16 protein-coding genes are annotated in these 22,368 nt (G+C 61.4%); 12 read left to right on the top strand and 4 right to left on the bottom strand.

The window, feature by feature from the left end; translation table 11 throughout:
* Positions 1-44: 44 nt before the first annotated feature.
* The 3 genes from ACK8OE_RS15665 to ACK8OE_RS15655 are packed head-to-tail and all read left to right on the top strand — an operon-like array spanning position 45 to position 3,588.
* Positions 45-518 carry a (2Fe-2S)-binding protein gene (locus tag ACK8OE_RS15665; protein WP_410273309.1) on the top strand — a complete coding sequence of 158 codons (474 nt, stop codon included), beginning with the start codon at positions 45-47 and terminating at the stop codon, positions 516-518.
* 2 nt (positions 519-520) lie between these two features.
* Positions 521-2,701 carry a molybdopterin cofactor-binding domain-containing protein gene (locus tag ACK8OE_RS15660; protein WP_410273308.1) on the top strand — a complete coding sequence of 727 codons (2,181 nt, stop codon included), beginning with the start codon at positions 521-523 and terminating at the stop codon, positions 2,699-2,701.
* Positions 2,698-3,588: an XdhC family protein gene (locus ACK8OE_RS15655; protein WP_410273307.1), complete on the top strand. Its 891-nt coding sequence runs from the start codon at positions 2,698-2,700 to the stop codon at positions 3,586-3,588. The genes ACK8OE_RS15660 and ACK8OE_RS15655 overlap by 4 nt, the downstream gene beginning before the upstream one ends.
* Here the strand turns inward: ACK8OE_RS15655 and ACK8OE_RS15650 are convergent.
* Positions 3,585-3,956 (bottom strand): c-type cytochrome, encoded by a 372-nt coding sequence (locus ACK8OE_RS15650; protein WP_410273306.1) that lies wholly within the window; start codon positions 3,954-3,956, stop codon positions 3,585-3,587. The genes ACK8OE_RS15655 and ACK8OE_RS15650 overlap by 4 nt on opposite strands.
* 485 nt (positions 3,957-4,441) lie before the next feature.
* Complete coding sequence (locus ACK8OE_RS15645; RefSeq protein WP_410273305.1) at positions 4,442-6,763, bottom strand: EAL domain-containing protein; 2,322 nt, start codon at positions 6,761-6,763, stop codon at positions 4,442-4,444.
* Positions 6,764-7,131: 368 nt separating this feature from the next.
* Between ACK8OE_RS15645 and ACK8OE_RS15640 the strand changes: the two genes are divergently transcribed.
* The 7 genes from ACK8OE_RS15640 (at position 7,132) to ACK8OE_RS15610 (ending at position 16,191) form a co-directional block, all read left to right on the top strand.
* Entirely contained in the window at positions 7,132-9,516 is a 2,385-nt protein-coding gene (locus ACK8OE_RS15640; protein ID WP_410273304.1) for a TonB-dependent receptor, read from the top strand.
* Positions 9,517-9,650: 134 nt separating this feature from the next.
* Positions 9,651-10,400, top strand: coding sequence for a hypothetical protein (locus ACK8OE_RS15635; RefSeq protein WP_410273303.1), 750 nt, complete (start codon positions 9,651-9,653; stop codon positions 10,398-10,400).
* Positions 10,400-11,965, top strand: coding sequence for a hypothetical protein (locus tag ACK8OE_RS15630; RefSeq protein ID WP_410273302.1), 1,566 nt, complete (start codon positions 10,400-10,402; stop codon positions 11,963-11,965). Before ACK8OE_RS15635 ends, ACK8OE_RS15630 begins: the two co-directional genes overlap by 1 nt.
* Positions 11,966-12,922, top strand: a complete 957-nt coding sequence (locus ACK8OE_RS15625; RefSeq protein WP_410273301.1) for an AAA family ATPase — start codon at positions 11,966-11,968, stop codon at positions 12,920-12,922.
* Positions 12,919-14,229: a DUF58 domain-containing protein gene (locus ACK8OE_RS15620; RefSeq protein ID WP_410273300.1), complete on the top strand. Its 1,311-nt coding sequence runs from the start codon at positions 12,919-12,921 to the stop codon at positions 14,227-14,229. The genes ACK8OE_RS15625 and ACK8OE_RS15620 overlap by 4 nt, the downstream gene beginning before the upstream one ends.
* On the top strand, positions 14,226-15,281 hold the full coding sequence (locus ACK8OE_RS15615; protein ID WP_410273299.1) for a stage II sporulation protein M: 1,056 nt from the start codon (positions 14,226-14,228) through the stop codon (positions 15,279-15,281). The genes ACK8OE_RS15620 and ACK8OE_RS15615 overlap by 4 nt, the downstream gene beginning before the upstream one ends.
* A complete protein-coding gene (locus ACK8OE_RS15610; protein WP_410273298.1) occupies positions 15,268-16,191 on the top strand; it encodes an RDD family protein in 924 nt (307 codons plus the stop codon). Before ACK8OE_RS15615 ends, ACK8OE_RS15610 begins: the two co-directional genes overlap by 14 nt.
* A 6-nt stretch (positions 16,192-16,197) precedes the next feature.
* On the opposite strand, the gene ACK8OE_RS15605 is transcribed toward ACK8OE_RS15610, so the two are convergent.
* Positions 16,198-16,941, bottom strand: a complete 744-nt coding sequence (locus ACK8OE_RS15605; protein ID WP_410273297.1) for a YciC family protein — start codon at positions 16,939-16,941, stop codon at positions 16,198-16,200.
* Between the two features lie 60 nt (positions 16,942-17,001).
* Complete coding sequence (locus ACK8OE_RS15600) at positions 17,002-18,675, bottom strand: EAL domain-containing protein (protein ID WP_290799854.1); 1,674 nt, start codon at positions 18,673-18,675, stop codon at positions 17,002-17,004.
* Positions 18,676-18,829: 154 nt separating this feature from the next.
* On the opposite strand from ACK8OE_RS15600, the gene ACK8OE_RS15595 reads away from it, so the two are divergent.
* On the top strand, positions 18,830-19,429 hold the full coding sequence (locus tag ACK8OE_RS15595; protein ID WP_290799856.1) for a TetR/AcrR family transcriptional regulator: 600 nt from the start codon (positions 18,830-18,832) through the stop codon (positions 19,427-19,429).
* A gap of 105 nt (positions 19,430-19,534) precedes the next feature.
* Positions 19,535-22,324, top strand: a complete 2,790-nt coding sequence (locus ACK8OE_RS15590) for an EAL domain-containing protein (protein WP_410273296.1) — start codon at positions 19,535-19,537, stop codon at positions 22,322-22,324.
* The last annotated feature ends 44 nt before the right edge of the window (positions 22,325-22,368 follow it).

Below are 22,368 nucleotides of genomic sequence, written 5' to 3'. Positions count from 1 at the left end.
GGCCAAATCCGTTATGTTGCAAATAAATACAAAGGGAGGCGGATTTGAAATTCACTATCAATGGCAAGGCCTATGAGCAGGACGTGCCCGAAGACATGCCGCTCCTGTGGGCGCTGCGCGACGAATTCGGGCTGGTCGGCACCAAGTTCGGTTGCGGCATTGCCCAGTGCGGGGCCTGTACGGTGCACGTCGATGGCACGCCGGTGCGCGCCTGCATAACCCCGGTCAGCGCCGTCGAAGGCGCGGTCGTGACCACGATCGAAGGCATCGGCGAGACCAAGGAAGGCAAGGCGCTTCAGGCGGCCTGGCTTGAGGTCGATGTCATGCAGTGCGGCTATTGTCAGGCTGGGCAAATCATGACGGTGGCGGCCCTGCTTAAGGAGACGCCGAAACCAAGCGATGCCGAAATCGATGCGGCGATGGACGGCAATCTGTGCCGTTGCGCCACCTATACCCGTATCCGTTCGGCTATCAAAAAGGCCGCGGGTATGGCACTGGCCGATACGCGGGAGGCCTGAGCATGGATGACATCACGATTTCACGTCGCCTATTTGTTTCCGCCGCCGTGCTGGCCGGCGGGGGGTTTGTCATGGGCATGGGGGCTTCGCCGTCCGAAGCGCAGTCTGCCGCGGCGCGTCTGACCGACTACGTGGCCGTCGCCCCCGATGGCACAGTGACCATCCGTGCCAAGAACCCTGAGGTGGGGCAGGGCGTTAAGACCATGCTGCCCATGATCATCGCCGAAGAAATGGACGTCGATTGGGCGCAGGTGCGGGTTGAAACCGCCCCGGTTGATGAAAAAACCTATGGCCCGCAATTTGCCGGTGGCTCGCTGACCACGCCGATGAACTATGAGAATATGCGCCGGGCCGGGGCCGCCGCGCGCGCCATGTTCCTGCAGGCGGCGGCCGAGGCGCTGAAGGTACCGGTGGCTGAGCTGAGCGCCGTTAAGGGCGCGGTCGTGCACAAGGCCAGCAGCAAAAAGCTGAGCTATGGGGCGCTGGCCACGGCGGCGGCGAAGGTCCCCGTACCGGACCTCAAGACCGTCGCGCTGAAAGACCCCAAAAGCTTCACCCTGATCGGGCAGTTCAAGGGCGGCGTCGATAGCCCGAAGATCGTCAGGGGCGAGCCCATCTTTGGCATCGACACCGTGGTGCCGGGGCTGAAGTATGCCATACTGGCCAAGCCGCCTGTCTATGGCGCGAAACTTAAATCGGCCAATCTCGATGCCATCCGCAAACTGCCCGGTGTGGCGCAGGTCTTCACGCTGGAGGGCAAGGGGGATTTCCACGGTATTCAGGATTGCGTGGCCATCGTTGCCGACAAGTGGTGGTACGCCAAATCGGCGCGCGATCAGTTGGAGGTCGTCTGGGACGACGCCATAGGCGCGCCGCACGATACGGCGACCTATCAGGCACAGGCAGAGACGTTGCTGACCGGCAGCGGCGAGGCCATTCGCAACAAGGGCGACACCAAAGCGGCGCTGGCGGCTGCGGCAAAGACTGTAGAGGCGGTCTATGAGACGCCCTTCATCCCTCACATACCGCTGGAGCCGCAGAACTGTACGGTGAAGGTGACAGCGGATGGCGTCGAAATCTGGGCCCCGACTCAGTCGCCAGGCGGGGGGCGCCGGCTGGTGGCGCAGGCCCTGGGTGTGGCGGAAGACAAGGTCACGGTGCATATGATCCGTGGCGGCGGGGGCTTCGGGCGTCGGCTGGAAAACGACTATATGGTCGAGGCCGCGGCGGTGGCGCAGAAGGCCGGAGTTCCTGTCAAGCTGTTGTGGACGCGCGAGGACGACATCGCCTACGACTACTTCCGGCCCGGCAATTATCACCGTCTGCGCGCCGGTCTTGATAGTGCGGGCGGCCTTAGCGCCTATCAGGCGCACGGTGTAACCTTTGCACGCGGTGGCAAACCCGCGCAGGGGGCCGGGATAACACCCGATGGCTTCTTGCAGATGACCGTGCCGAATTACCGGCTGGAGCAGTCGCTGATCGAGACGCTTGTCCCCACGGGGTATCTGCGCGCGCCGTCATCCAATTCGCTGGCCTATGTGCACGAATGCTTCCTGGATGAGGTGGCGCACGCGGCAGGCAAGGACCCGTTCGACTTCCGCCTGCACCTGATTGAAAAGGCCAGTAATGGGCCTGCGGCGCAGGGCCAAGGCCCGGACTACGACCTGAAACGGCTGAAAGTGATACTGGACACGCTTAGGGCGCGTTCGGGCTGGGACAGCCGCAAACCGGGGGCAGGGGAAGGCTTCGGCCTGGCGACCTACTTCAGCCATCGCGGCTATTTTGCTGAAGTGGCCAAGGTGCGGGTGAGCCCGGACGGCACGTGGCGCGTCCTGAAGGTGTGGGTGGTCGGCGACGTCGGTTCTCAGATCATCAACCCGGCCGGCGCGATTAATCAGGTCGAAGGCTCGGTCATTGATGGCATTGGCGAACTGCGTCAGGCCATCACCTTCGACAAGGGTCGCGCAGTGCAGAGCAATTTCCACGACGTGCCGCTGATGCGCATGTCCGAAGCCCCGCACATCGACACGCACTTTGTCCTCAGCGACAACCCGCCGACGGGACTGGGCGAACCGGCCCTGCCACCCGTCATCCCGGCTGTTTGCAACGCTATTTTTGCGGCGACGGGTGTCCGCGTGCGCAAGCTGCCGCTGATGCCGGAGGCTTTGGCGGAAAAAGCGTGAGCGAGGTCATCGACATTGCCGTTCCGGCCTATGCCGACTATGTGCTCGACGATCTGTGGCGCTGGCGAAACGAGGGGCTGAAAACGGCGCTTCTGACACTGGTGGCTATCGGCGGCTCATCACCACGGCCTATGGGCAGCCAGATCGCCGTGGCCGAAGACGGGCGCGCCGTTGGGGCCATTACGGGTGGCTGTGCTGAGCAGGCCTTGGTGCGCGATGCGCTGAGCGCCATCGCACGCGGACATAACCATCTGGAACGCTATGGCGAAGGCTCGCGCTTTCGCGATATCGTATTGCCGTGCGGGTCGGGGATCGCGGTCAGCTTCGATGTGACCCTCAGCGATGAGGTGCTGGCGGGTTTGCGAACGGCGCGCCAGCAACGGCGTGAGACCGTCTATGTGTGGGACGGGCGCTTTGAGCGGCTCTATCGCCCGCAACCCCGTTTGCTGATCGTGGGGCAGGGACCGATCGTGCCGCTGCTGGCGCAGATGGCGGGTCTGAGCGAGTTTGCCACGGCGGTGGTCTCACCCGATGACACCACGCGTGAACGTAGCCGGGCTGAGGTTATCCGGCCCTTACGCGGCGCTTCCGATAGCGCGATCACGGGGTTGATGGACGCCGCCACGGCCGTCGTTAGCGTGTTCCACGACCACGACTATGAACCGGAGATACTGTCGTCGGCCTTACGTTCGGACGCCTTCTATATCGGAGCGCTGGGGAGCCGCCGTACTCATGCACGTCGTATCCAAACGCTGAAGACTCTTGGCTTCACTGAGAGGCAGACGGCCCGACTCCGGGGGCCCGTAGGGCTCGATATCGGGGCAAAGACGCCGCCCGAAATCGCCGTCTCCATACTGGCCGACGTGATCCGCGCGTGGCGAGCCTAATTCGCTTTCAGGTAGGCGATGATATCCGCGCGCTTTTTGGCGTCCTTTGTCGGGGCCATGGCCATGGTGTTGCCGGGGAGGGTGCCGCCGGGGTCAGCCAGAAAGCGGTCCAGCTGCGCCTCGCTCCATACCGGCCCCTTCTTCATCGCGGCTGAGTAGCTGAATTTCGGGTCATTGGTCCCGGCCTTCTTGCCGACAATGCCGGCCAGAGACGGGCCGATGCCCGTGGCCCCCGGCTTCACCGAATGGCAGGACATGCAGGCCCCGAAGGCCTTTTTACCGGCAACAGCGTCCTGCGCCTGTGCCGTGGACACGATCAGCAGCAAAGCGCCAGTTAGTGGCATCAGGCCTTTCAAAATGCGGGTCATGGCAATCCTGTTAAGAGGTGGTCTGTCTGTTTTAGCAGGCTCTCTGCCCTCGTAAATACGGAATTCAACGTTAGATCCGGCGCACAGAATCAAGAAAGGCCCCGCAAAGGGGGCCTTTCGAAAGTATTTAGACTGGTATTAGAACCAGTATCCGAACAGCCAATCCCACATGATATGCCTCACTTGATCACGCTAAACAGCCCTATCGCTGTACGTGCATGGTTAACACTTTCTAAACGCATTGACAAGCATTAACCAAGAATTTTTACGGCATATTAACCCGTTTTTTCTCGCAACTGACGAATTGTGCAAGGAAATCAAAATAAACGCAGCCAGGGATGCGTGACATTTCGCCGCGATACCTGCGCAACAAGGTTAACAGGCGGCATTTCACTGCAAAAGCTATGCCAAAGCGGCTTAGCGTAAGTAAAAAAGACCCGCTGCCAGAAGACAGCGGGTCGTGACGTTTTACGGTAGATGGGTTTTTAGCCGTGGCGCAGTTGTTCAGCTTCGGCCGCCATGCGCGCCAGGAACGCCTTGGCGTCCATCGGGCGGGCGATATAGTAGCCCTGACCTGTATCACAGCCCATGCGCGCCAGCAGCGACAGGACTTCCAAGGTTTCGATCCCTTCGGCCACGGCCTTCATGCCGAGCGCGTGCGCCAGCTGGATGGTGGACTTCATCACCGCGCGATCGGCCTTGTTCTCGCAGATGTCTTGCGTGAAGCGGCGGTCGATCTTCAGTTCGGTCGCCGGAATCTTGCGCAGATACTCCAGCGTGGACAGGCCTGTGCCATAGTCATCGATCGACAAGCCGATCCCCATGTCGCGGAATTCGGCCATCAGCAGGCTGGGTGTTTCGTTCTGCGCAATCGCGTGCGTCTCGGTCACTTCGAGGATCAGGCACGACGGCGGCACCTGATGACGGTCGAGCGCAGCCTTCACCATGTCCATGATGTCGCGCGAGGTCAGAAGACTGGGCGAAATATTCACCGAGATACGGAATTCCGGCTTGGTCAGCAGGACCGTCTTGGCGACTTTCAGCGCGTCATTGAGCACAAAATCCGTCAGGCGGTCGATACGCCCGTGGCGTTCGGCCATTTCGACAAATTCCAGCGGACTGACCGGGCCGCGCGTTTCGTGCGTCCAGCGTACCAGTGCCTCAGCGCCCAGCAATTCCTTGCTGTAGAGGTCCATCTTCGGCTGATAGGCCACCCAAATCTTGCCGGCGTCCAGCGCGTCGTCCAGTTCGCCCAGCAATGACAGGTTCCATTCCTTTTCGCTGATCTGCGACGGATCGTGCAGACGCCAGCGCGTGCCATCCTGCTCGGCCGAATGGGCCGCGGCCAGGGCGCTGGTCAGGCGGTGTGAAACGGGCAGGTCGAATTCGCGATCCACGCCGAAGGAGATATCGACGTCGAAGGAATTGCGCGCAAAACGTATGGGGCTGCGGAAGATGACGTGCAGGGCGGTGAATTGCTCGATCAGCAGGTCATGGTCATACAGGTTCGACAGCCAGAAGAAGTTACCGTCGTCACCATGATAGAGCTGAGCCCCACCGGCCCCCAGTTCGAGGCGCGCCACGATCTCCTTCACCAGCAGGCGCTCGGCCTCAGGCGGCAGGGCGCTGACCATTTCGGCGTAGCGGCGGATACGCGCGGCGACCAGTTGCCGGCCATCGAGACGGTCTTCGTGACGGATGGCATTGGGCGTGTAAAGACCTGACACCGGGTTGATGGTGCCGCCCTTCTTCTCCTGCGCACCAAAACGACGCCACAGGACATAGACGCCCGTCAGCAGCAAGAGAGTGATGCCGCCCATAATATCCATGAAGATATTGAAGCGTTCAAGAACGCCCGGCACCACCAGCAGGGTGACCACGGCCCCGAGCATCAGAAGACGCTTACCGCGCTTCATACGGGGGCTGAGCAGGCAGGCGGCGATAACGGCGGCAAACAGCCAGCCCGGCAGCCAGCCCAGTTGCAGGGGGCGTCCGTGCTTGAGGGTTTCCGCGCCCAAAACAACGACCGTAGCCGCAGGGGATTTATGTCCTTGCCCCAGAACACGCATCTGTTCACCGAGGCTTGGGGCGTTGAATCCGACAACCACATCCTTGCCACGGAACGCGTTGGCGCGCGCCTTGCCGCTCAGAACATCGGCGGCGCTGGTATAGGGCACGGTGCTGCTGTCGAAGGCATAGTTGATCGGGAAGCGTTCCTGCGTGCTGCCATAAACGCCCGAAAGGACTGATTCGATGGAATCGAGGGCCTGACCTTCAACGTCGGTCTTGTACGGGATGCTGGAAAAACCGCCCCAGAAGGCCACATAGCGCACCAGAGATACGGTCTGCGCTTCGTCACGGACGATATCCGGCGGCAGGATATAGGTCACGCGCTTGGGTCCCAGCCTGTAATCGGCCTTGGCGCTGACAAAAACGCGACCGGGATAACGCGCAAAGCTGTCGGCCAGCAGGCGGTTACGGCTTTCACCCTGATCGGTCAAAGGCGTCATGAAGAAAACGCGGCGCGCCCCATCGGCAAACAGGCGCTCGGTCAGGCCGGCCATGTGGGCGTGCTTCCACGGCCAGGGGCCGAGTGAAGACAAGGCTTCGTCATCGACACCGACGACGACCATTTCACCGCTGACTGGCATTTTCTGGAAGGAGTTGCGGGCCGCGCGCAGAAACAGCTCAAGCGGATGGCCAAGCTCGATAAGGGTCAGTACCGCCGACACAACCAGCAGCACGATCAGGGCGACTGATTTGCGGATGCGATCCTTGAACGAAGTCGGGGTGTTGGGTGACGTCATGATGCAATACCTCGGCAACGCCACAATGCCCTCAATGTGTTAGTATTTTGCAAACTGCGTGAAAATTTTACATCAGCTTTGTATGTTGACTTTTGATTAACTATAATTTTAGCCTCTTTGTTCAGATAAAGGCGTTCTCTATACTTTCGGTTTTGACTGTAGAGAGGGCTTGCGCGGCCTGTGGAATGGATATGACAGAATAAAGGACGCACCACTTAAATTGTAGTATTTTTGCTACAGGAGTTTGTGTTCGCAGACAAAAAAGCCGCAACGGCGACGGCTCAGGTCGGGGTGCGCGTATCAATCCTCAGCGCAACCCGCACGGGTCGCCCGTTTTTGTGTAAATAAAAGACAAAGAAATTCCACAAATGAAAATGCCCCCGCACTACACGCGCTATTGGCTGGCCACCAGCGCCCTCGGTCTGATGATGAGCCTGCCAGCCTTTGCCCAGACAGCGCCTGCGACGACGCCAAACCCGCCCCCCGCTCAGGCGCAGCCAGCGCCGGCCAAACCCGCCGCCAAACCGGCAGAGGCCGCCCCCACCACGGGAACTGGTGAGGCGGTAGAAACCGTGACCGTCACGGCCGCCCGCCCGCTCACCAAGATCGACCGCGATGTGTATGACCCCAAGACCGATCCCGACACGCCGGTGTCATCAGCGGCCGATGCTTTGAACAAGGCGCCGGGCGTGCAGGTGGACGCCGAGGGCAATGTGACCTTGCGCGGCAATTCCAACGTTCAGGTCTATATTAATGGCAAGCCTTCGGCGCGCACCGAAGGCAATTTTCGTGGCATGACCCTGCAATCCATGCCCGCCGAGGATATTGATACGGTTGAGGTCATGACCAACCCCGGTGCCCAGTACGGGGCCGAAGGCGGGGCCGGTATCATCAATATCAATCTGAGGCCGGGGCGTGGTTTGCGGCCAAACCTCTTTGTTCTGGCCAATGCCGGAAGCTTCGGACGCTATATGCTCGCGCTGCAAGGCGGTGCGGGCAAGGATCTGGGGGCGAAAGGGACGCTGTCTTTCTCAGGGGGGCTCAATATCCAGCATGGGGCCAATCGGGGCTCGACCAGCAGTTCCCGCGAATATATCCGCAGCAGCGGCAATACGACGACCACTTCCGGGGGCAATACGCGGTCAGAAAACGATAATTACGGGCTGAGGGGCAATGTCGAATACGCGCCTAATCAGAAAGATTCGTTTACGCTCGAAGGCACGTACAACCAGAGTGAAGGCCGCACCAACAGCAAGGACTATACCGAAGACCTGAATGCGGCGGGCCTGCTGAGCGAGCGGTACGACGGTGTGCGCAACAATACCAACGAAGCCCGTCAGGCCTCCGCGCGTCTGGGGTTCAACCACAAAGGCGATCAGGAAGGGGAAACCTTTCGGGCGGATTTGCGGGTCACCAAAGGCGAGACAACGCAGAACAACCTTGCGGACCTCACCTATCAGGTCACAACCAGCCGCAGCGTCGTGCAGGAAAATGTCGAACTGGGTGAGGATTCGAGCCTGTCCTTAAGCGCCGATTACACGCGCCCCCTCTGGAATGGGATTTTTTCGACCGGTTTCGATCTGAATTCACGTAGCGGGTCGCGTGATGCCAGCCAATATGACACCAACCGTTTGACGGGTATCCGCACGCTGAATGCGCGACGAACCAACTCTGTGGTCCGCGATCAGGACCAGAGAGAGTTTTACGTCAATTATCAGCGGGAACTGAGTGAAAAGTGGAACCTGCAGGGTGGGCTGCGGGTGGAAGAAACCCATGTCAGCCTGAACCGCAAGGTCTGGTACAACCCCAATCCATCGGGCAATGATCAGGCCTTCTTCGAGACCAGCTATGTGAATTACCACCCCAGTTTTGCGGCCCAATACGTGCTGAGCCCCAAGTCAAAAATCCGCTATAACTACAGCCACCGCGTCAGCCGGCCGAATATAGATAACCTCAATCCGGCGATCATCTATAACAGCGAGCGCAGCGCCCGTCAGGGTAATCCGCGCCTTAAGCCTGCCGAAACCCATGCCAACGAACTGCGCTACGAATATAATGATCGGGCCAAAAACTTTCTCTTTAGTGCCGTCTATTTCTATCGGGTGACGGAAGGGATTATCGTCAATCGCACAGTCTATATCGATCCGAACAATACACCGACGGACACCAGCGACGATGTTTTGCTGACCAGCGTTGAAAACGGTGGCGAAGGTGTCGAAACCGGTATGGACTTCCAGATCGACAAGCGTTGGGGCAGCAAGTTCAGCATTAACATCCAATCGACCGCCAAGCACGAGACGCAACCGCCGCGCTCCAGCACGGTGGCCACCGTCACCGAGCAGGACTCGGTAACCGGACGCATTCGGGCGCGCTATAGCGTGACGCCTCGCGATACGCTGCAACTGACTCTGAACGCACCCGTCAGAACGCTGAATGGGCAAGGCTATACCGAACGTCCGATGACCTGGCAGGGCTCCTACAGCCGTCCGTTGAATGCCAAACTCACCCTGACCTTTACGGCGCAGGGGCAGGGCAAGGCGCGCACCTTTACCAGCAATGAAACGGTCCGCAGCTTTACCGAACGCGATACTGGCGGCACCACCTTCATGGTGGGCCTGCGCTTTAACCCCTTTGGCATCACGGGCCGCGGCATGGGCGGGCGTGGGCCCGGTGGCGGTGGTCAAGGCGGCGGGCAGGGCGGCGGTAACTGGGGTGGCGGCGGGGGCGGAAACAACCCCGGGGGTGGTTTCTGATCCTTTTAAGGCGATGGCGCCGGTCATCGCCTTTTCTCTGGTCGGCTCCCCGGAATGCGGGAGGTGAAGCGGGTTGACCCCGCGCGGTTTTACCCCTTATGGTCGGGATAAAGTATGGGGGAAGACTGGGTCTTATGCGTGCGACGGCCATCACGACCGAAGCCTCTGCGTCGGCAGCGGCCAGCGCGCCATCCCCCGTGGCGCAGCTTGCACCGGACAGCGTGACGGCGGCCGATGTTTCGTCTGCCGAGGCCCTGATCCGCAAGGTCAACGAAAACGGCCTGCTGCAAACGCGCTTCACCAATACCCCGCCGCCCAAGGAAGCCGATATTGGCTGGTTGAAGGCCTTTCTGGAATGGCTGGGTAAGGTCAGCAAGTTTTTTGGCGACCTGCTGGAACCCATCGCGCCCATTCTGCCTTGGCTTTTGTATCTCCTGCTGTTTGCGCTGGTTATCCTGCTGCTGTCGCCGCTGGTGCGCGCCTTTATTGCGGGCAAGGTTGAGCGCCTGTTTCAACGTGACGGCCTGAAGGCCGATGCGCCGTGGCGACCGACCGCCGAAGCCGCGGCCGCCCTGATCGAGGAAATCGACGCCCTGGCCGAAAAGGGCCAGTATGATGAGGCCGTGCATCTGCTGCTCAAGCGCTCGGTGGCTGATCTCAACGCCTATCGTCCCGATCTGGTGCGCAAACACTATTCCGCGCGCGACATTGGCAAACATCCGCTGTTGCCGGAAGACGCGCGCCCGGCCTATGCCGAAATCACCCGCTGGGCCGAAAAAAGCTTCTTTGCCGGCATCCCCGTCGGGCGCGAAGGCTTTGAGGCCTGCCGCAAGGCCTATGTCGATTTCGTCGCTTCCGAGCACCTGCCGAAGGGGACGAAATAATGCGCTTGCCCTTCGTGAAAAAAGGCCTGCCGCCGGCCAGTCGCCTGTTGCCCGTGGTTGTCGGTGTGCTGATCGCCGGCCTGTTCCTGATGGTCGGGCTCGTGCTGATCACACCGCATCTGGAACCCGCCGGGCGTGGGCAGGCGGCCAATATCACCGGCTATTCGGCGCAGGGTTTCAAGGGCTTGCGCGACGTTCTTGAGGCATCGAATTACAAGACCATCCTGTCGCGGCAGGAGACGGGGCCGCAAAAGGTCAGCGATCTGGTTATCGTCACGTTGGATGGCGATGACGCGCTGTTCAACGACGACCCGGAATATTACGAGCCTCAGCCGGTGCCGGAGGAAAGTGCCTCTGCGTCCGCAAGCGCCACCTCCTCATCTCAGACCAGCGCGCAAAGGCAGGAAAAGCTGAAGCAGGCTCAGGCCGAAGCCTCGGCTTCGCAGGCCGCGCAGGAAGCCTCTTCGACCTCGTTTCAGGCCGACATGGAGGCGAAAAAGGCCGACGATTACTGGCCGACGCCCAGCGCCGAAAAGGCCGAGCGTCTGCTGTATAAGCCCATCGGTAAGGTGGTGCTGGTCGTCGCCCCCAAATGGTCCGCCAGTCCTATGCCGTCGCACCCGCGCTGGGACATCAACCCGCATTTTCAGGCTCCCAATCGCGTCTTTTCGCAACTGACCCTGTTGTCGCCTGTCACCAAGCAGAGCGTGCAGGAAGACGGCGAAACCCGCTATAAGATCACCTATCAGCGGTTGAACTATGCTCTTGGGCGCGCGCCGCTGGGTCGCTACAAATCCTATGCCCTGACGCCCGCCGCCGGTCAGACCACCCTGACCAAGGCCTATACCAGCGGGCGCATCCGGGGTTTGCAGTCTCTTACCGGGCCGAACCTGACGCCGCTATTGCTGGGGCCGGACGGTGAGGTCTTGCTGTCGCGCGTCAATCCGATGCCGGGCGAAAAGCCGTACAAGGCCCCGGTCTATCTGCTCAGCGAGCCGGATCTGATGGACAATCAGATGCTGGCTGACCCGGAGCGGCTGGCGGGGGCTTTGTCCATCATTGAGGCCATTGCGCCGGGCGCGAAGACCGTGGCGTTCGACGTGAGCTTCAACAATCTGGCCTATGAACAGAACCTGATGCACCACGTGGCGCGCGCGCCTTTTATCGGCGTACCTCTGTGCCTGCTGGTGCTGGCGCTGGCCATGCTGTGGTCGGCCTATTCGCGCTTTGGTCCGGCGCATGATCCGTCCACTGATACGCCGCACGGGCGTGGTGTCACCGTGCTGGCCGACAATGCCGCGCGCCTGATCGCCAAGGCCGGGCGTGAGCCGAAACTGGCCCCGGCCTATGCGCAACTGGTGCGCGATCAGGCGCTGAAAGCGCTGGGCCTCGGCCGCCACAGTGCTGGGCCGGACGAACTGGCCGAGCGCCTGAGCGAAAAACATAATACCCCGGAACGCTACAGCGCCCTCAGGGCCGAGGCGGACCGCCTTTCCAACCCCATGCAACTGCTGAGCTGGGCGCGCCGTCTGCACGCCTGGAAGCACCAGATAACGGAGCGCTAGATGCAGATTTCCGACGTTCACAGCCTTGCGGCGCGCCTTAAGGGCGAAATCGGCAAGGTCATCATCGGTCAGGCCGATACGGTCGAGCTGATGCTGACCGCCCTGTTTTCCGGGGGCCATGTGCTGCTCGAAGGGCCTCCGGGCACGGCCAAGACCCTGCTGGCGCGGGCCTTCTGCCGTTCGCTGTCCCTGCGCTTCGGGCGCATCCAGTTCACACCGGACATGCTGCCGGCCGATATTCTGGGCTCCAACTTGTTCAACTTCCAGACCTCGACCTTCTCCCTGACCAAGGGGCCGATCTTCTGTGATCTGTTGCTGGCCGACGAAATCAACCGCACGCCACCCAAGACGCAGGCCGCCCTGCTGGAGGCCATGCAGGAGCGCAAGGTGACGCTCGATGGCACGCGCTACGATCTGGGCGACCGCTTCATGGTCATCGCCACCCAGAACCCGATCGAGCAGCAGGGCACCTATCCGTTGCCGGAGGCGCAACTGGACCGCTTCCTGTTCAAGCACGTGCTGGGCTATCCGTCGGCCAGCGAAGAACGCCGCATCATCGACGAGGCGGGCAATTCGGCGGTGACGCTCGATCCGGAACAGGCGGGTATCGAGGCGGTGCTGGATGCCGCGACCCTGGCTGAGGCCATCCGCGTGGTGACCACGGTGCGGCTCAATGACGCCAATCTCGACTATATCGTCAGCCTGATCCGCGCCACGCGCGAAAGCCCGTCACTGGCGGTCGGGGCCTCGCCGCGCTCTGGCGCGCTGCTGGCGCGGGCGGCGCGGGCGCGCGCCACGCTGGACGGACGCGACTATGTGCTGCCGGACGACATCAAGGCGCTGTACCTGCCGTCCATGCGCCACCGCGTGCTGCTGTCGCCCTCGGCCGAAATCGAGGGGCATTCGGTGGACGGCGTCCTGCAAGGCCTTCTGGAGCGTATCGAGATCCCCAGATGATCCATCCCACCCCGCGCCTGATCCGGATACTGATCGCCTGCGTCCTTCTGGGGGCTGGGGTGGTCTTTGTGGCGCCTGCCGTCTGGTGGGTCATGCCGCTGATCATGCTGGGGTTGATGGCGCTGGCGGTGTTTGAGGGGGTTTTTGCGCCGCTGCCGTCGCACCTGACGCTGGATATCCCTCTGCCGCGTCGCATCGGTGTCGGGCGCGACTATGGCTTTGCCTACGCCGTGCGCTTTAAGGCGCGCACGCCCAAAAAGATTGAAATCCGCTGGGGCGTGTCGTCACGCCTGCAAACGCCGCAGGCCGGTCTGACCCTGAGCCCCGATGCTGGCCTGTTCAAGGGACAACTGGCCCTGCGCGCCACGGCGCGCGGCAAGGCGGCGGTGGAAACCGCGCATCTGCGCTGGAGCGGTGTTTTGGGCCTCGGCTATGTGCAGAAGATCGTGCCGCTTAAGGCCGAAATGGTGGTCACGCCGGATATTGAGGGCGTGCAGCAGGACGCCGCCGCCCTGTTTTCGCGCGACTCCGTCTATGGGGTGCGCGTACAGAACCAGTTGCACAACGGTTCCGAATACCACGCGCTGCGCGAATACGACTCGTCGCAGGATCATCGCCGCATCGACTGGCGCTCCTCGGCGCGCCACCTCAAACTGCTGTCGCGTGAGTTTCAGACCGAGCGCAACCACCATATCGTGCTGGCCTTCGACACCGGCCGCCTGATGGGTGAGCCGCTGCTGCGGGTCAAAAAGCTCGACCGCGCCCTCTATGCCGGCCTGTTGCTGGGCTACTGCGCGCTGAAAATCGGCGACAATGTGCGCTCTTTCGCTTTTGCGGCGCGGCCGTATCACAATGCGCCGCTGCTGGCCGGGACGCAGGCCTATGAGACGCTGAAGGCGCAATTGTCGGGCCTCGACGACCGGCCCGAAGAAACCAACCATACGCTGGCCCTGGCCGATCTGGGGTCGAAGATCGCGCGCCGTTCGCTGATCGTGCTGTTCACCGACTTTATCGACGAAATCAGCGCCGACCTGATGCTCGAAGCCTTGCAGCGCCTGTCGAAAAAGCACCTGATCGTCTTTGTCGCCTTCCGCGATGAGGTGCTGGAGGGGCTGGCCGCGTCCGAACCGCAGGCGGCTGATGACGTCACGCGCGCCATCTTCGCCCGCCGCCTGTTGCAACAGCGCGAAACCGTCCACGCGACGTTGCGCCGCTACGGTATTGAAGTGCTGGAGCCCACCACTGAGGCCATGGCCGTGCAATTGGTGCTCAAATATCTGGAAATGAAACGGGAGGACCGGTTGTGAGCGAAGCTGCCAACGAAAAGCCCCCTCTGCAACTCAAGAGCCAGAAGTTCCGCGAAGCGCGCGAAAAGGACTGGAAGGCGCTGGCCAAACAGATCGACCGCGCTGAAAACGGAGGCTTGCGCAAATTCACCACCGAGGAATTGCTGGACCTGCCGGTACTTTACCGTTCGACGGTATCGTCTCTGTCGATGGCGCAGTCGATCTCGCTGGATCGCAACCTGATCACCTTCCTGCAGGCCCTGTGTGCGCGCGCCTATGTCTACATGTACGGACCGCACGCCCGGCCCGGCGTGATTGTTCGCGACTTTTTCCTGCGCGACCTGCCGCGCTCGGTGCGCGCCCTATGGGGGGAGTTGTCCCTGTCCACCCTGTGTCTGGTGCTGGGGATTGTCGGGGGTATATTGATGTGCATGGCCGACCCCAGTTGGTACGATCCGCTGGTCGGGGGCATGTCGCAGGGCCGTGATCTGAACGCCAGCGTTGACGACTTGCGCAAGACCATAGGCGGGACCGAAGGCGGTGAACCGCTCGCGGCCTTTTCGGTCTTCCTGATGAGCCACAACACGCAGGTGACGTTATCGGCCTTTGCCCTGGGGGTGATCGGCGGCCTGCCGACGGCCTTTCTGATGATTGTCTTTGGCATGTCGGTCGGGGCGATGGTGTGGCTGTTTGCCTCACGCGGTTTGGGACCGGATTTCATAGCCTGGCTGTCGATTCACGGCACGACCGAGCTGACGGCGGCCGTCATCGGCGCGGCGGCGGGGTTTCATCTGGCGCGGCGCATCATGTTCCCCGGCCACCTGACGCGCAAGGCGGCGCTGGCCGAAGCCGGGCGACTGGCCGGGACGGCCATGCTGGGGGCCATGCTGATGTTGGTCATCGCCGGCTTTATCGAAGGCATGGCGCGTCAGACGGTGACCGAGATGTGGGCGCGCTTTACGTTTGGCGGGGTGATGCTGGTCTTTTGGCTGGCCTATTTCATCGCGGTCGGTCGTCTGCGCAAACCGCGCCCGCCAAAGGTCAGTCATGAGGTCGGCCATGCCCAGACCTGACCTGATGAAGGGCGGGGCCGTCGCCCTGCCGTCCACAGAGGGCCCCGTCACGCCTGTGACGACGCCCGAAGGCGTGGTGCTGTCGTTTCGCACGGCCTCCTTCGCCTCGCGTCTGGCGGCGCTGGTGATCGACTTTCTGATCATCATTCTGGCGCCCGTCGTGCTGGTGATCCTGTACATCCTGCTGCCGTTCGAACACCTGAAGTTCGATAATGTGAAGATGGATCACCCGTTCATTCAGGCGCTGTTTATCCTGTTTGTACTGATCGGCTTCTTCCTGCGCTCGGGCTATTTCATGCTGTTTGAGCTGGGGCCGCGCGCCGCCACGCCGGGCAAGCGGGTGATGAAGATTCGCGTCATTTCGCACGATGGCGGTCATCTGACGCCCTCAGCGGTGATTACACGCAACGCCCTGCGCGAGGTGGAGCTGTATTTGCCTCTAACATTGGCGCTTCAGGCCAGCGTCAATGGCGGCTGGGTGTCGCTGGTGGCCCTGATCTGGACCCTGACTCTTGCTCTGTTGCCGCTGTTCAATACGTCGCGGGCGCGGCTGGGTGATTTTCTGGGCGGTACGCGCGTCGTGCATGTACCGCGTGAGCGCCTGAGCTTCGATCTGGCTGAACAGGCCCCGGTCACGTCGCCCGGCCTCACCTTTACGCCGGAACAGATCAGCGTGTATGGCGAAAAGGAACTGGGCGTGCTGGAAGAGGTCTTGCGCGAAAAGCGTGCGACCACCCTGCGCGCCGTCGCCGATCGCATCAAGACGCGCATCGGCTGGATCGAACCCAAGATCGCCAGCGATATCCCTTCGGACGAGGCGTTCCTGCGGGCCTATTATGCCGCCCTGCGGGCGCAGCTTGAGGGGCGAATGCTTCTGGGTCGCCGCCGCAAGGACAAGTTCGACGAATAAAAACCGTCAGCCAAAGACATCCGCCGCGCTGTCGGTCGGCTGGCCTTCCTTGGCCTGACGCAGGCACACATAGGCGGCGACGCTGAACACCAGAGAAAAGGCATCGCTCAGCGTGTTGATCAGGGTGGACGCGCCGATAATCACGGGCTGTGGCAGGTCCTGACCGACCAACAGCATCGGGGCTTCGGCAATGGCCCCGATAACCATTTCCAGCAAGCCCACACAGATAAACACCCCCAGCAACGCCCAGCGATGGCCGCGCGTCAGCTCAAAACTGCGTTGCATAGCGTCTGTGATTCCGGTCTTACCCTCAGCAATATAGGCGGTGCAGGTGACCGATAAGGCCAGCATCAGAATAATGCCGGGTATAACCAGCAGCATGAACCCCAGCCCGACCAACAGCCCGCACAGGCAAAAGAGAATCAGCAGAGGAATAATATTCATCAGGCTGCGGCCCAGAGCGTCGCCCAATCGGAACTCATTGCGCGTAAGGCCCGTCACAGCAATTTCGGTGATGACCGAATAGTTGATCAGATAAAGCGCCACGCAAAGTACGGCATAGGCGACAGCCGGCCAGCCGTGGGTAAACAGCGACTCAAACAGCTTGTCGCCTGTGTTTCCGGTCAGATCGTAGAGGAAGATGGCCCCCAGCACCGACGGCAGGCCCATGATAAAAAAGGCTGTGCCAAAGATCAGCACAAAGTGCCGGCCCAACAGGTCGAAGCCGCGATTGAAAATAGCTGAGAACATGCTGTTTTCTCCCCCAGCGAGGAGATTAGACCGTCAAAATGACCCTGACAAGGGGAGGGATCAGCCCCAGGTTTCCCTGACCCCTTTACGGCGCGCCACGGCATGGGATACCGCATTGCTGCGCGGCGGAATCTGGGCGGCGGGCTTACCGAACAGCCAGCCCTGACCGTGGGTAATGCCGAGGTCTTTGGCCAGACGCACCATGTCCTCTGACTCGATCATTTCGCCGATACATTTGCACTTCAGTTCCTGACACAGGATGCTCAGGGAGTGGATAAGGGCGCGCTGACGCGGCTGGGTGAGGGCGGTCTTGAGGAACGGGCCGTCGATCTTGATATAGTCCACATCGAAGCGGCGCAGATAATTATAGGCGGCGGCCCCTGAGCCAAAATCATCCAGACAGATTTCATATCCGCGGCGGCGCAGATCGGCGAGGAAGCGCGCGGCGTCCTCGACATCCTCGATCATGTGCGACTCGGTCAGTTCAAACATCAACCGGTTTTTGAGGGCGGGTTCGGCTTTAAGACGGGCACTGAGGCGGTCGCGGAACTGCGCGTTCTGCACCGAAAGGCCCGAAAGGTTCATGGCGATGGATTCGCCGGGATACTGATGCAGGGCGCTGATCGCCTTGTCGCAGACGGCCAGATCGAACTCAACCGCCAGCCCCACCTGCTCGGAAAAGCGCACCGTGTCGTAGGAATCCAGCCCGCCGTTGAAACGCAACAGCGCTTCGTAGTGATGAACCTCACGCGACGCTATGTCCACAACCGGCTGATAATGCAGGGTGAACTGACCGGCGGCGAGGACGGCCTTGACGCGGGCGTATTGATCGACGGCGGCGTTGATGGCGGCGTTCAGACTGTTTTGCAGATCACGCGCTTCAAGCGTCGCGGTCTTGGTAAACTTGTCCACGACGTAGGACAGGGCCTTGGCGACGCTGTCTTCGCTGAGGTTTGTGGTATCCATAGACAGGGTAACGATGCTGGAAGACACGCGGTCTTCCTTGACCCCGGCGTTACTCAGAACTTGCTGAATATCCCCCATCAGTTGCGCTTCGCTGATGGCGTTGGAGCCCTGATCGGCCATCAGGCCAAACTCATCGTCTCCCAGACGGGCGGCCGCGCCGGTCGGCCCGGAGGAGGCGCGCAGCAGGGCACCGATTTCACCCATCAACTGTTCAGAGCGCGACTGCGGCATCTTGTCCATGGCGTCGCTCAGGCCATTCAGCCGGATCAGCTGCATTTCCTGCAACATGGCCGCACCCGAACCGGCATCCCCCGGTTTAATGGACCGCGAGGCCATATGCTGGAATTCGCAGAGGTCGAGAAGGCCCGAAATATCATCGCGTTCAGGCAAGGCCTTGACCAGCGGCTCAGACAGCACGGTGACGGTCACGAAGGTCCGCTGCCGATCGGGCAGATAACAGGCCCCCAGATTGACATGGATCGGTTTGCGGCCATCGGGTTTCAGGCGGACGGTGGCCGGGTCGATACGCCCGATTTCGCGCGCCCGCGCCAGCAGGCGGGCGACCAGATAACGATCTGCGGATGGAAACAGCGCTTCGATGGCCTGCCCTTTGACGCTCTGTGCGTCTTCGGCCAGAAGGGCGTTGGTGGCCCCGATGGTGCGGGCGATCTTTCCGCCCTCATCGACTTCAACCAGCAGATCGGCCGCCGCGAGGGAAAAGGCAATGTAGCGGTCACGCTGGTTTTTGTAGTCGTCGCGTTCGGGCATGCAGCTAAAAGTCCTTGTGCGGGTGCATACCCACCATGATATCTCCGCCACCTAAACAGAAAATGCTTAATAAAGCCTCTGCGCAGCGATGTGTAAACGTTGACAGGACAGACTTGTCTGTCAAAATTACCGCTACTCACTGGGAGGGTCGGACATGGCTGGAACCAAAACGGGCGTCAGGGATCGCATTGTGCAGACGGCCTTGCCGTTATTTGCCACGCAAGGGTTTCGCGCGACGGGTATTGATCGCATCATTGCAGACTCGGCGGTCGCCAAGGCCAGCTTCTATCGTCACTTTCCGTCCAAGGACGATCTGATCCTCGCCTGCCTGGAACGCTGGCATATTTCGCATTTTGCCGCGCTCAAGATCGCTGTCGAAGCGGGGGAGGTCAAATCGCGACCCCTGTCTCTGTTCGATGCCCTGCCCCAGGTGTCGGAAGCGACGATGCGGGGGGACCTGCTGATTACGGCTACGGTTGAATTTGGCTCTGCCAAACCGGCGATAGCTGACGTTGTGGCCGCCGCCCGCCATCAGTTGCGCGAATGGTTTGAAACCCTGCTGGGGGAGGCGGGCTATGCCGACATGGCCGATAGCCTGTCGCATGAATGGCTGCTGCTCTATGAAGGCGCCATGATCGGTTCCTTGCGCGAAACGCCGCAACAGGCGGCGCGCTGCGCCCGCGCCAATGCCGAACGCAGCCTTCAGCAGATTCAGCTCAAGCGTCTCCTCAGCAAGACCTTACCGGGCACCTGAACCCGTCCGGCGCGTCAGACGTATGGGTGTTAACACAATCGAAAAGCCTTCCATGGCAAGGCTTTGTAGAAAGTGTGCAAAACGCACTGAGTGGGACGCTTGAACATGCTGAGAGTTATTGCGTGCTTACGGGATCAGCACGACTGGGCGCTGGTCGTACTGGCGGCGCTGGTTTGCGTTTCGGCTTCCTTTACAGCGCTCAGACTGGCCCGACGCGCCCGCGAGACGGACGGGGCTGAACGCTGGCGCTGGGTGGCTATGGCGGGGCTGGCCGCCGGCTTTGGTATCTGGGCGACGCACTTTATCGCCATGCTGGCCTATAGCGCCGGCGTCGCCACCGGCTACGACCTTTTCAAAACCTTCCTGTCTTTGGTAATCGCCGTGACCATTACCGGTGCCGGTATAGCTCTGGCCGTTTCGGAGCGCCAAGGCCTGTGGCGCGGCGTCGGCGGGGCCTTGCTGGGTCTGGGCGTGGCGGGGATGCACTATACGGGCATGTCGGCGGTTATCGCGCCCGCGCACATCGGCTGGCACACGGAACTGGTCGCGGCCTCCGTTCTGCTGGGAATGGTGTTCGAAGCGGCGGCCCTGTGGCTGGCGACCAGTCGCTATCGGTATGCCCTGACAGGGGCCACCGGCCTGATGGTGCTGGGGATTGTGGCACACCACTTTATCGGCATGGGGGCCGTGGACGTCACGCCCGATCCGCGTATCGCGACGGGCGGCCTGATGCTCAATCCGGGCAGCATGTCGATCACGGTGGCCGTAGTGGCCATCGCGGTGATGGGCCTGTGCATCATGAGCCTTATGCAGCGGCAGAGGTTCGAGGCCGCTGTGGCTGCCAATGAGCGCCATATGCGTATTCTGATCGACTCGGTACGCGACTATGCCATCTACATGCTCGATCCGCAGGGGCGGGTCAGCAACTGGAATGCCGGGGCGCAGCGTTTCAAGGGCTATGCAGCGTCCGAGATTGTGGGCCAATCCTTTGCCACCTTCTTCCCCGAAGCTGACCGCGAGGTCGGCAAGCCGCAGGCCATATTGCAGGCGGCACTGGAACAGGGTCGTTACGAAGAGGAGGGCGAGCGCGTGCGCAAGGACGGCACGACCTTCCTGGCCCACGTCATCCTGACCCCCATGTACGAGAGCGACGGCACGCTGATCGGCTTTGCCAAGGTGACGCGCGATATCACGCAGCGCCGGGCGGATCGGGAAATACTGAAGCGGACCACGCACAATTTCGACACCGCTTTGCGCCATATGTCACAAGGGCTCAGCCTGTACGACGCCGATCATCGGCTCGTTTTCGCCAACCCACGCGTTTACAGCATGTTTGGCAATGACCCGAACATGGCGCGTCCGGGCACGCCTTTCCGCGAGGTGCTGGGCAATATTCTGCGCCGCGCCGGGGCGACCGAAGCGCAGATCGAGGCGCGCTATCGCATGCACATGGACCTGATTGCCCAGCCGGAAGGCGGGACGCTGATTTCAGAATCGGCGAATGGCACCGTGCTCTCAGTGACCTACCGGCCCTTGCCCGAAGGCGGCTGGGTGACAACGATTGATGACATCACGGCGCGCCGCCGCGACGAGGACCGTATCGCGCACATGGCGCGCCACGACGGCCTGACGGGTCTGCCCAATCGTGAGCATTTCAATCAGCACGCGGACCGCGAACTGGAACGCGCGGCGCGTACAGGTCACAAGGTGGCGGCGGTGGCCATCGACCTTGACCGCTTCAAGGAAATCAATGACGTGCGCGGCCACGCGGCCGGGGATCAGGTGCTGAAAATCATCGCCGAACGCCTTCAGCGCCTGTGTGGTGACAGCGAGTTCGTGGGGCGCATCGGCGGCGACGAATTTGCCTGCGTCAAGACATTTGCGGAAGCGCGTGAACTCAGCGACTTCGTCAGCCGTCTGGACGTGGCCCTGCACGATCCTATCGACCTCGACGGGTTTGAGGTCTCTCCCGGCGGGTCGATGGGCGTGGCCGTCTATCCCGACGATGCCGACGGGCGTGAGCCTCTGATGAACAATGCCGATCTGGCGCTTTATCGCGCCAAGGCACAGCCGCGCATAAACGGCCATGAGGCCGTCTGTTACTACGAAGCGCGCATGGATGAAGCCGCCCGCGACCGGCGCGCGCTCGCCAAGGACCTTTGGCAGGCCATCGCCCGTGACGAACTGCGCGTCCACTATCAGGTGCAGCGGTCGGTCACGTCGCAGGCCATTACGGGCTATGAGGCCCTGCTGCGCTGGCAGCATCCGCAGCGCGGGTTTGTCAGTCCGGCCGACTTTATCCCCGTGGCCGAAGAATGCGGGGCTATACTCGACATCGGTGAGTGGGTGTTGCGCACCGCCTGCGCCGAGGCCGCCACTTGGACCAATGGGGCCAAGGTGGCCGTCAACCTGTCGCCGGTGCAGTTAACGCACCCCGATCTGGTTGGTATGGTGAAGTCCATTCTGATTGAAACCGGTCTGTCGCCGCGTCGTCTTGAACTTGAAATCACCGAATCGACCATTATCGGCGACAAGGCGCGTGCCTTGCATATCCTGCGTCGGATCAAGGGCTTCGGCGTAACCATCGCCATTGACGACTTCGGTACGGGCTATTCGTCGCTCGACACGCTCAATGCCTTCCCCTTCGACAAAATCAAGATTGATCGCTCCTTCCTGATGGAGGCCGAACAGAGCCCGCAGGCGCGTGCCATCATCCGCGCCATTCTGGCGCTGGGGCGCAGTCTTGAGGTGCCGGTTCTTGCCGAAGGCGTCGAGACGGTGGCGCAGCTTGAATTGTTACGCAGCGAAGGCTGTGACGAGGCACAGGGCTATTATTTCGGCCGCCCGGCGGCGCAGGTCCTCGACGAAACCGCCCCGGCGCGCCTGACGGCGTAAGCTGTAAAATTCTGATACCGAATGCTGAGACGGGCGACGGATTT

The organism is Asticcacaulis sp. W401b, from assembly GCF_046503825.1.
Taxonomy (GTDB): Bacteria; Pseudomonadota; Alphaproteobacteria; order Caulobacterales; family Caulobacteraceae; genus Asticcacaulis.
This window is presented reverse-complemented; position numbering and strand designations above follow the sequence as displayed.

What these genes read in the sequence shown, in the direction of transcription:
- ACK8OE_RS15660 (WP_410273308.1), top strand. Translation starts at nt 521, where the DNA reads ATGGATGACATCACGATTTCACGTCGCCTATTTGTTTCCGCCGCCGTG.
- ACK8OE_RS15650 (WP_410273306.1), bottom strand. Translation starts at nt 3,956, where the DNA reads ATGACCCGCATTTTGAAAGGCCTGATGCCACTAACTGGCGCTTTGCTG.
- ACK8OE_RS15645 (WP_410273305.1), bottom strand. Translation starts at nt 6,763, where the DNA reads ATGACGTCACCCAACACCCCGACTTCGTTCAAGGATCGCATCCGCAAA.
- ACK8OE_RS15640 (WP_410273304.1), top strand. Translation starts at nt 7,132, where the DNA reads ATGAAAATGCCCCCGCACTACACGCGCTATTGGCTGGCCACCAGCGCC.
- ACK8OE_RS15635 (WP_410273303.1), top strand. Translation starts at nt 9,651, where the DNA reads ATGCGTGCGACGGCCATCACGACCGAAGCCTCTGCGTCGGCAGCGGCC.
- ACK8OE_RS15630 (WP_410273302.1), top strand. Translation starts at nt 10,400, where the DNA reads ATGCGCTTGCCCTTCGTGAAAAAAGGCCTGCCGCCGGCCAGTCGCCTG.
- ACK8OE_RS15625 (WP_410273301.1), top strand. Translation starts at nt 11,966, where the DNA reads ATGCAGATTTCCGACGTTCACAGCCTTGCGGCGCGCCTTAAGGGCGAA.
- ACK8OE_RS15620 (WP_410273300.1), top strand. Translation starts at nt 12,919, where the DNA reads ATGATCCATCCCACCCCGCGCCTGATCCGGATACTGATCGCCTGCGTC.
- ACK8OE_RS15610 (WP_410273298.1), top strand. Translation starts at nt 15,268, where the DNA reads ATGCCCAGACCTGACCTGATGAAGGGCGGGGCCGTCGCCCTGCCGTCC.
- ACK8OE_RS15605 (WP_410273297.1), bottom strand. Translation starts at nt 16,941, where the DNA reads ATGTTCTCAGCTATTTTCAATCGCGGCTTCGACCTGTTGGGCCGGCAC.
- ACK8OE_RS15600 (WP_290799854.1), bottom strand. Translation starts at nt 18,675, where the DNA reads ATGCCCGAACGCGACGACTACAAAAACCAGCGTGACCGCTACATTGCC.
- ACK8OE_RS15595 (WP_290799856.1), top strand. Translation starts at nt 18,830, where the DNA reads ATGGCTGGAACCAAAACGGGCGTCAGGGATCGCATTGTGCAGACGGCC.
- ACK8OE_RS15590 (WP_410273296.1), top strand. Translation starts at nt 19,535, where the DNA reads ATGCTGAGAGTTATTGCGTGCTTACGGGATCAGCACGACTGGGCGCTG.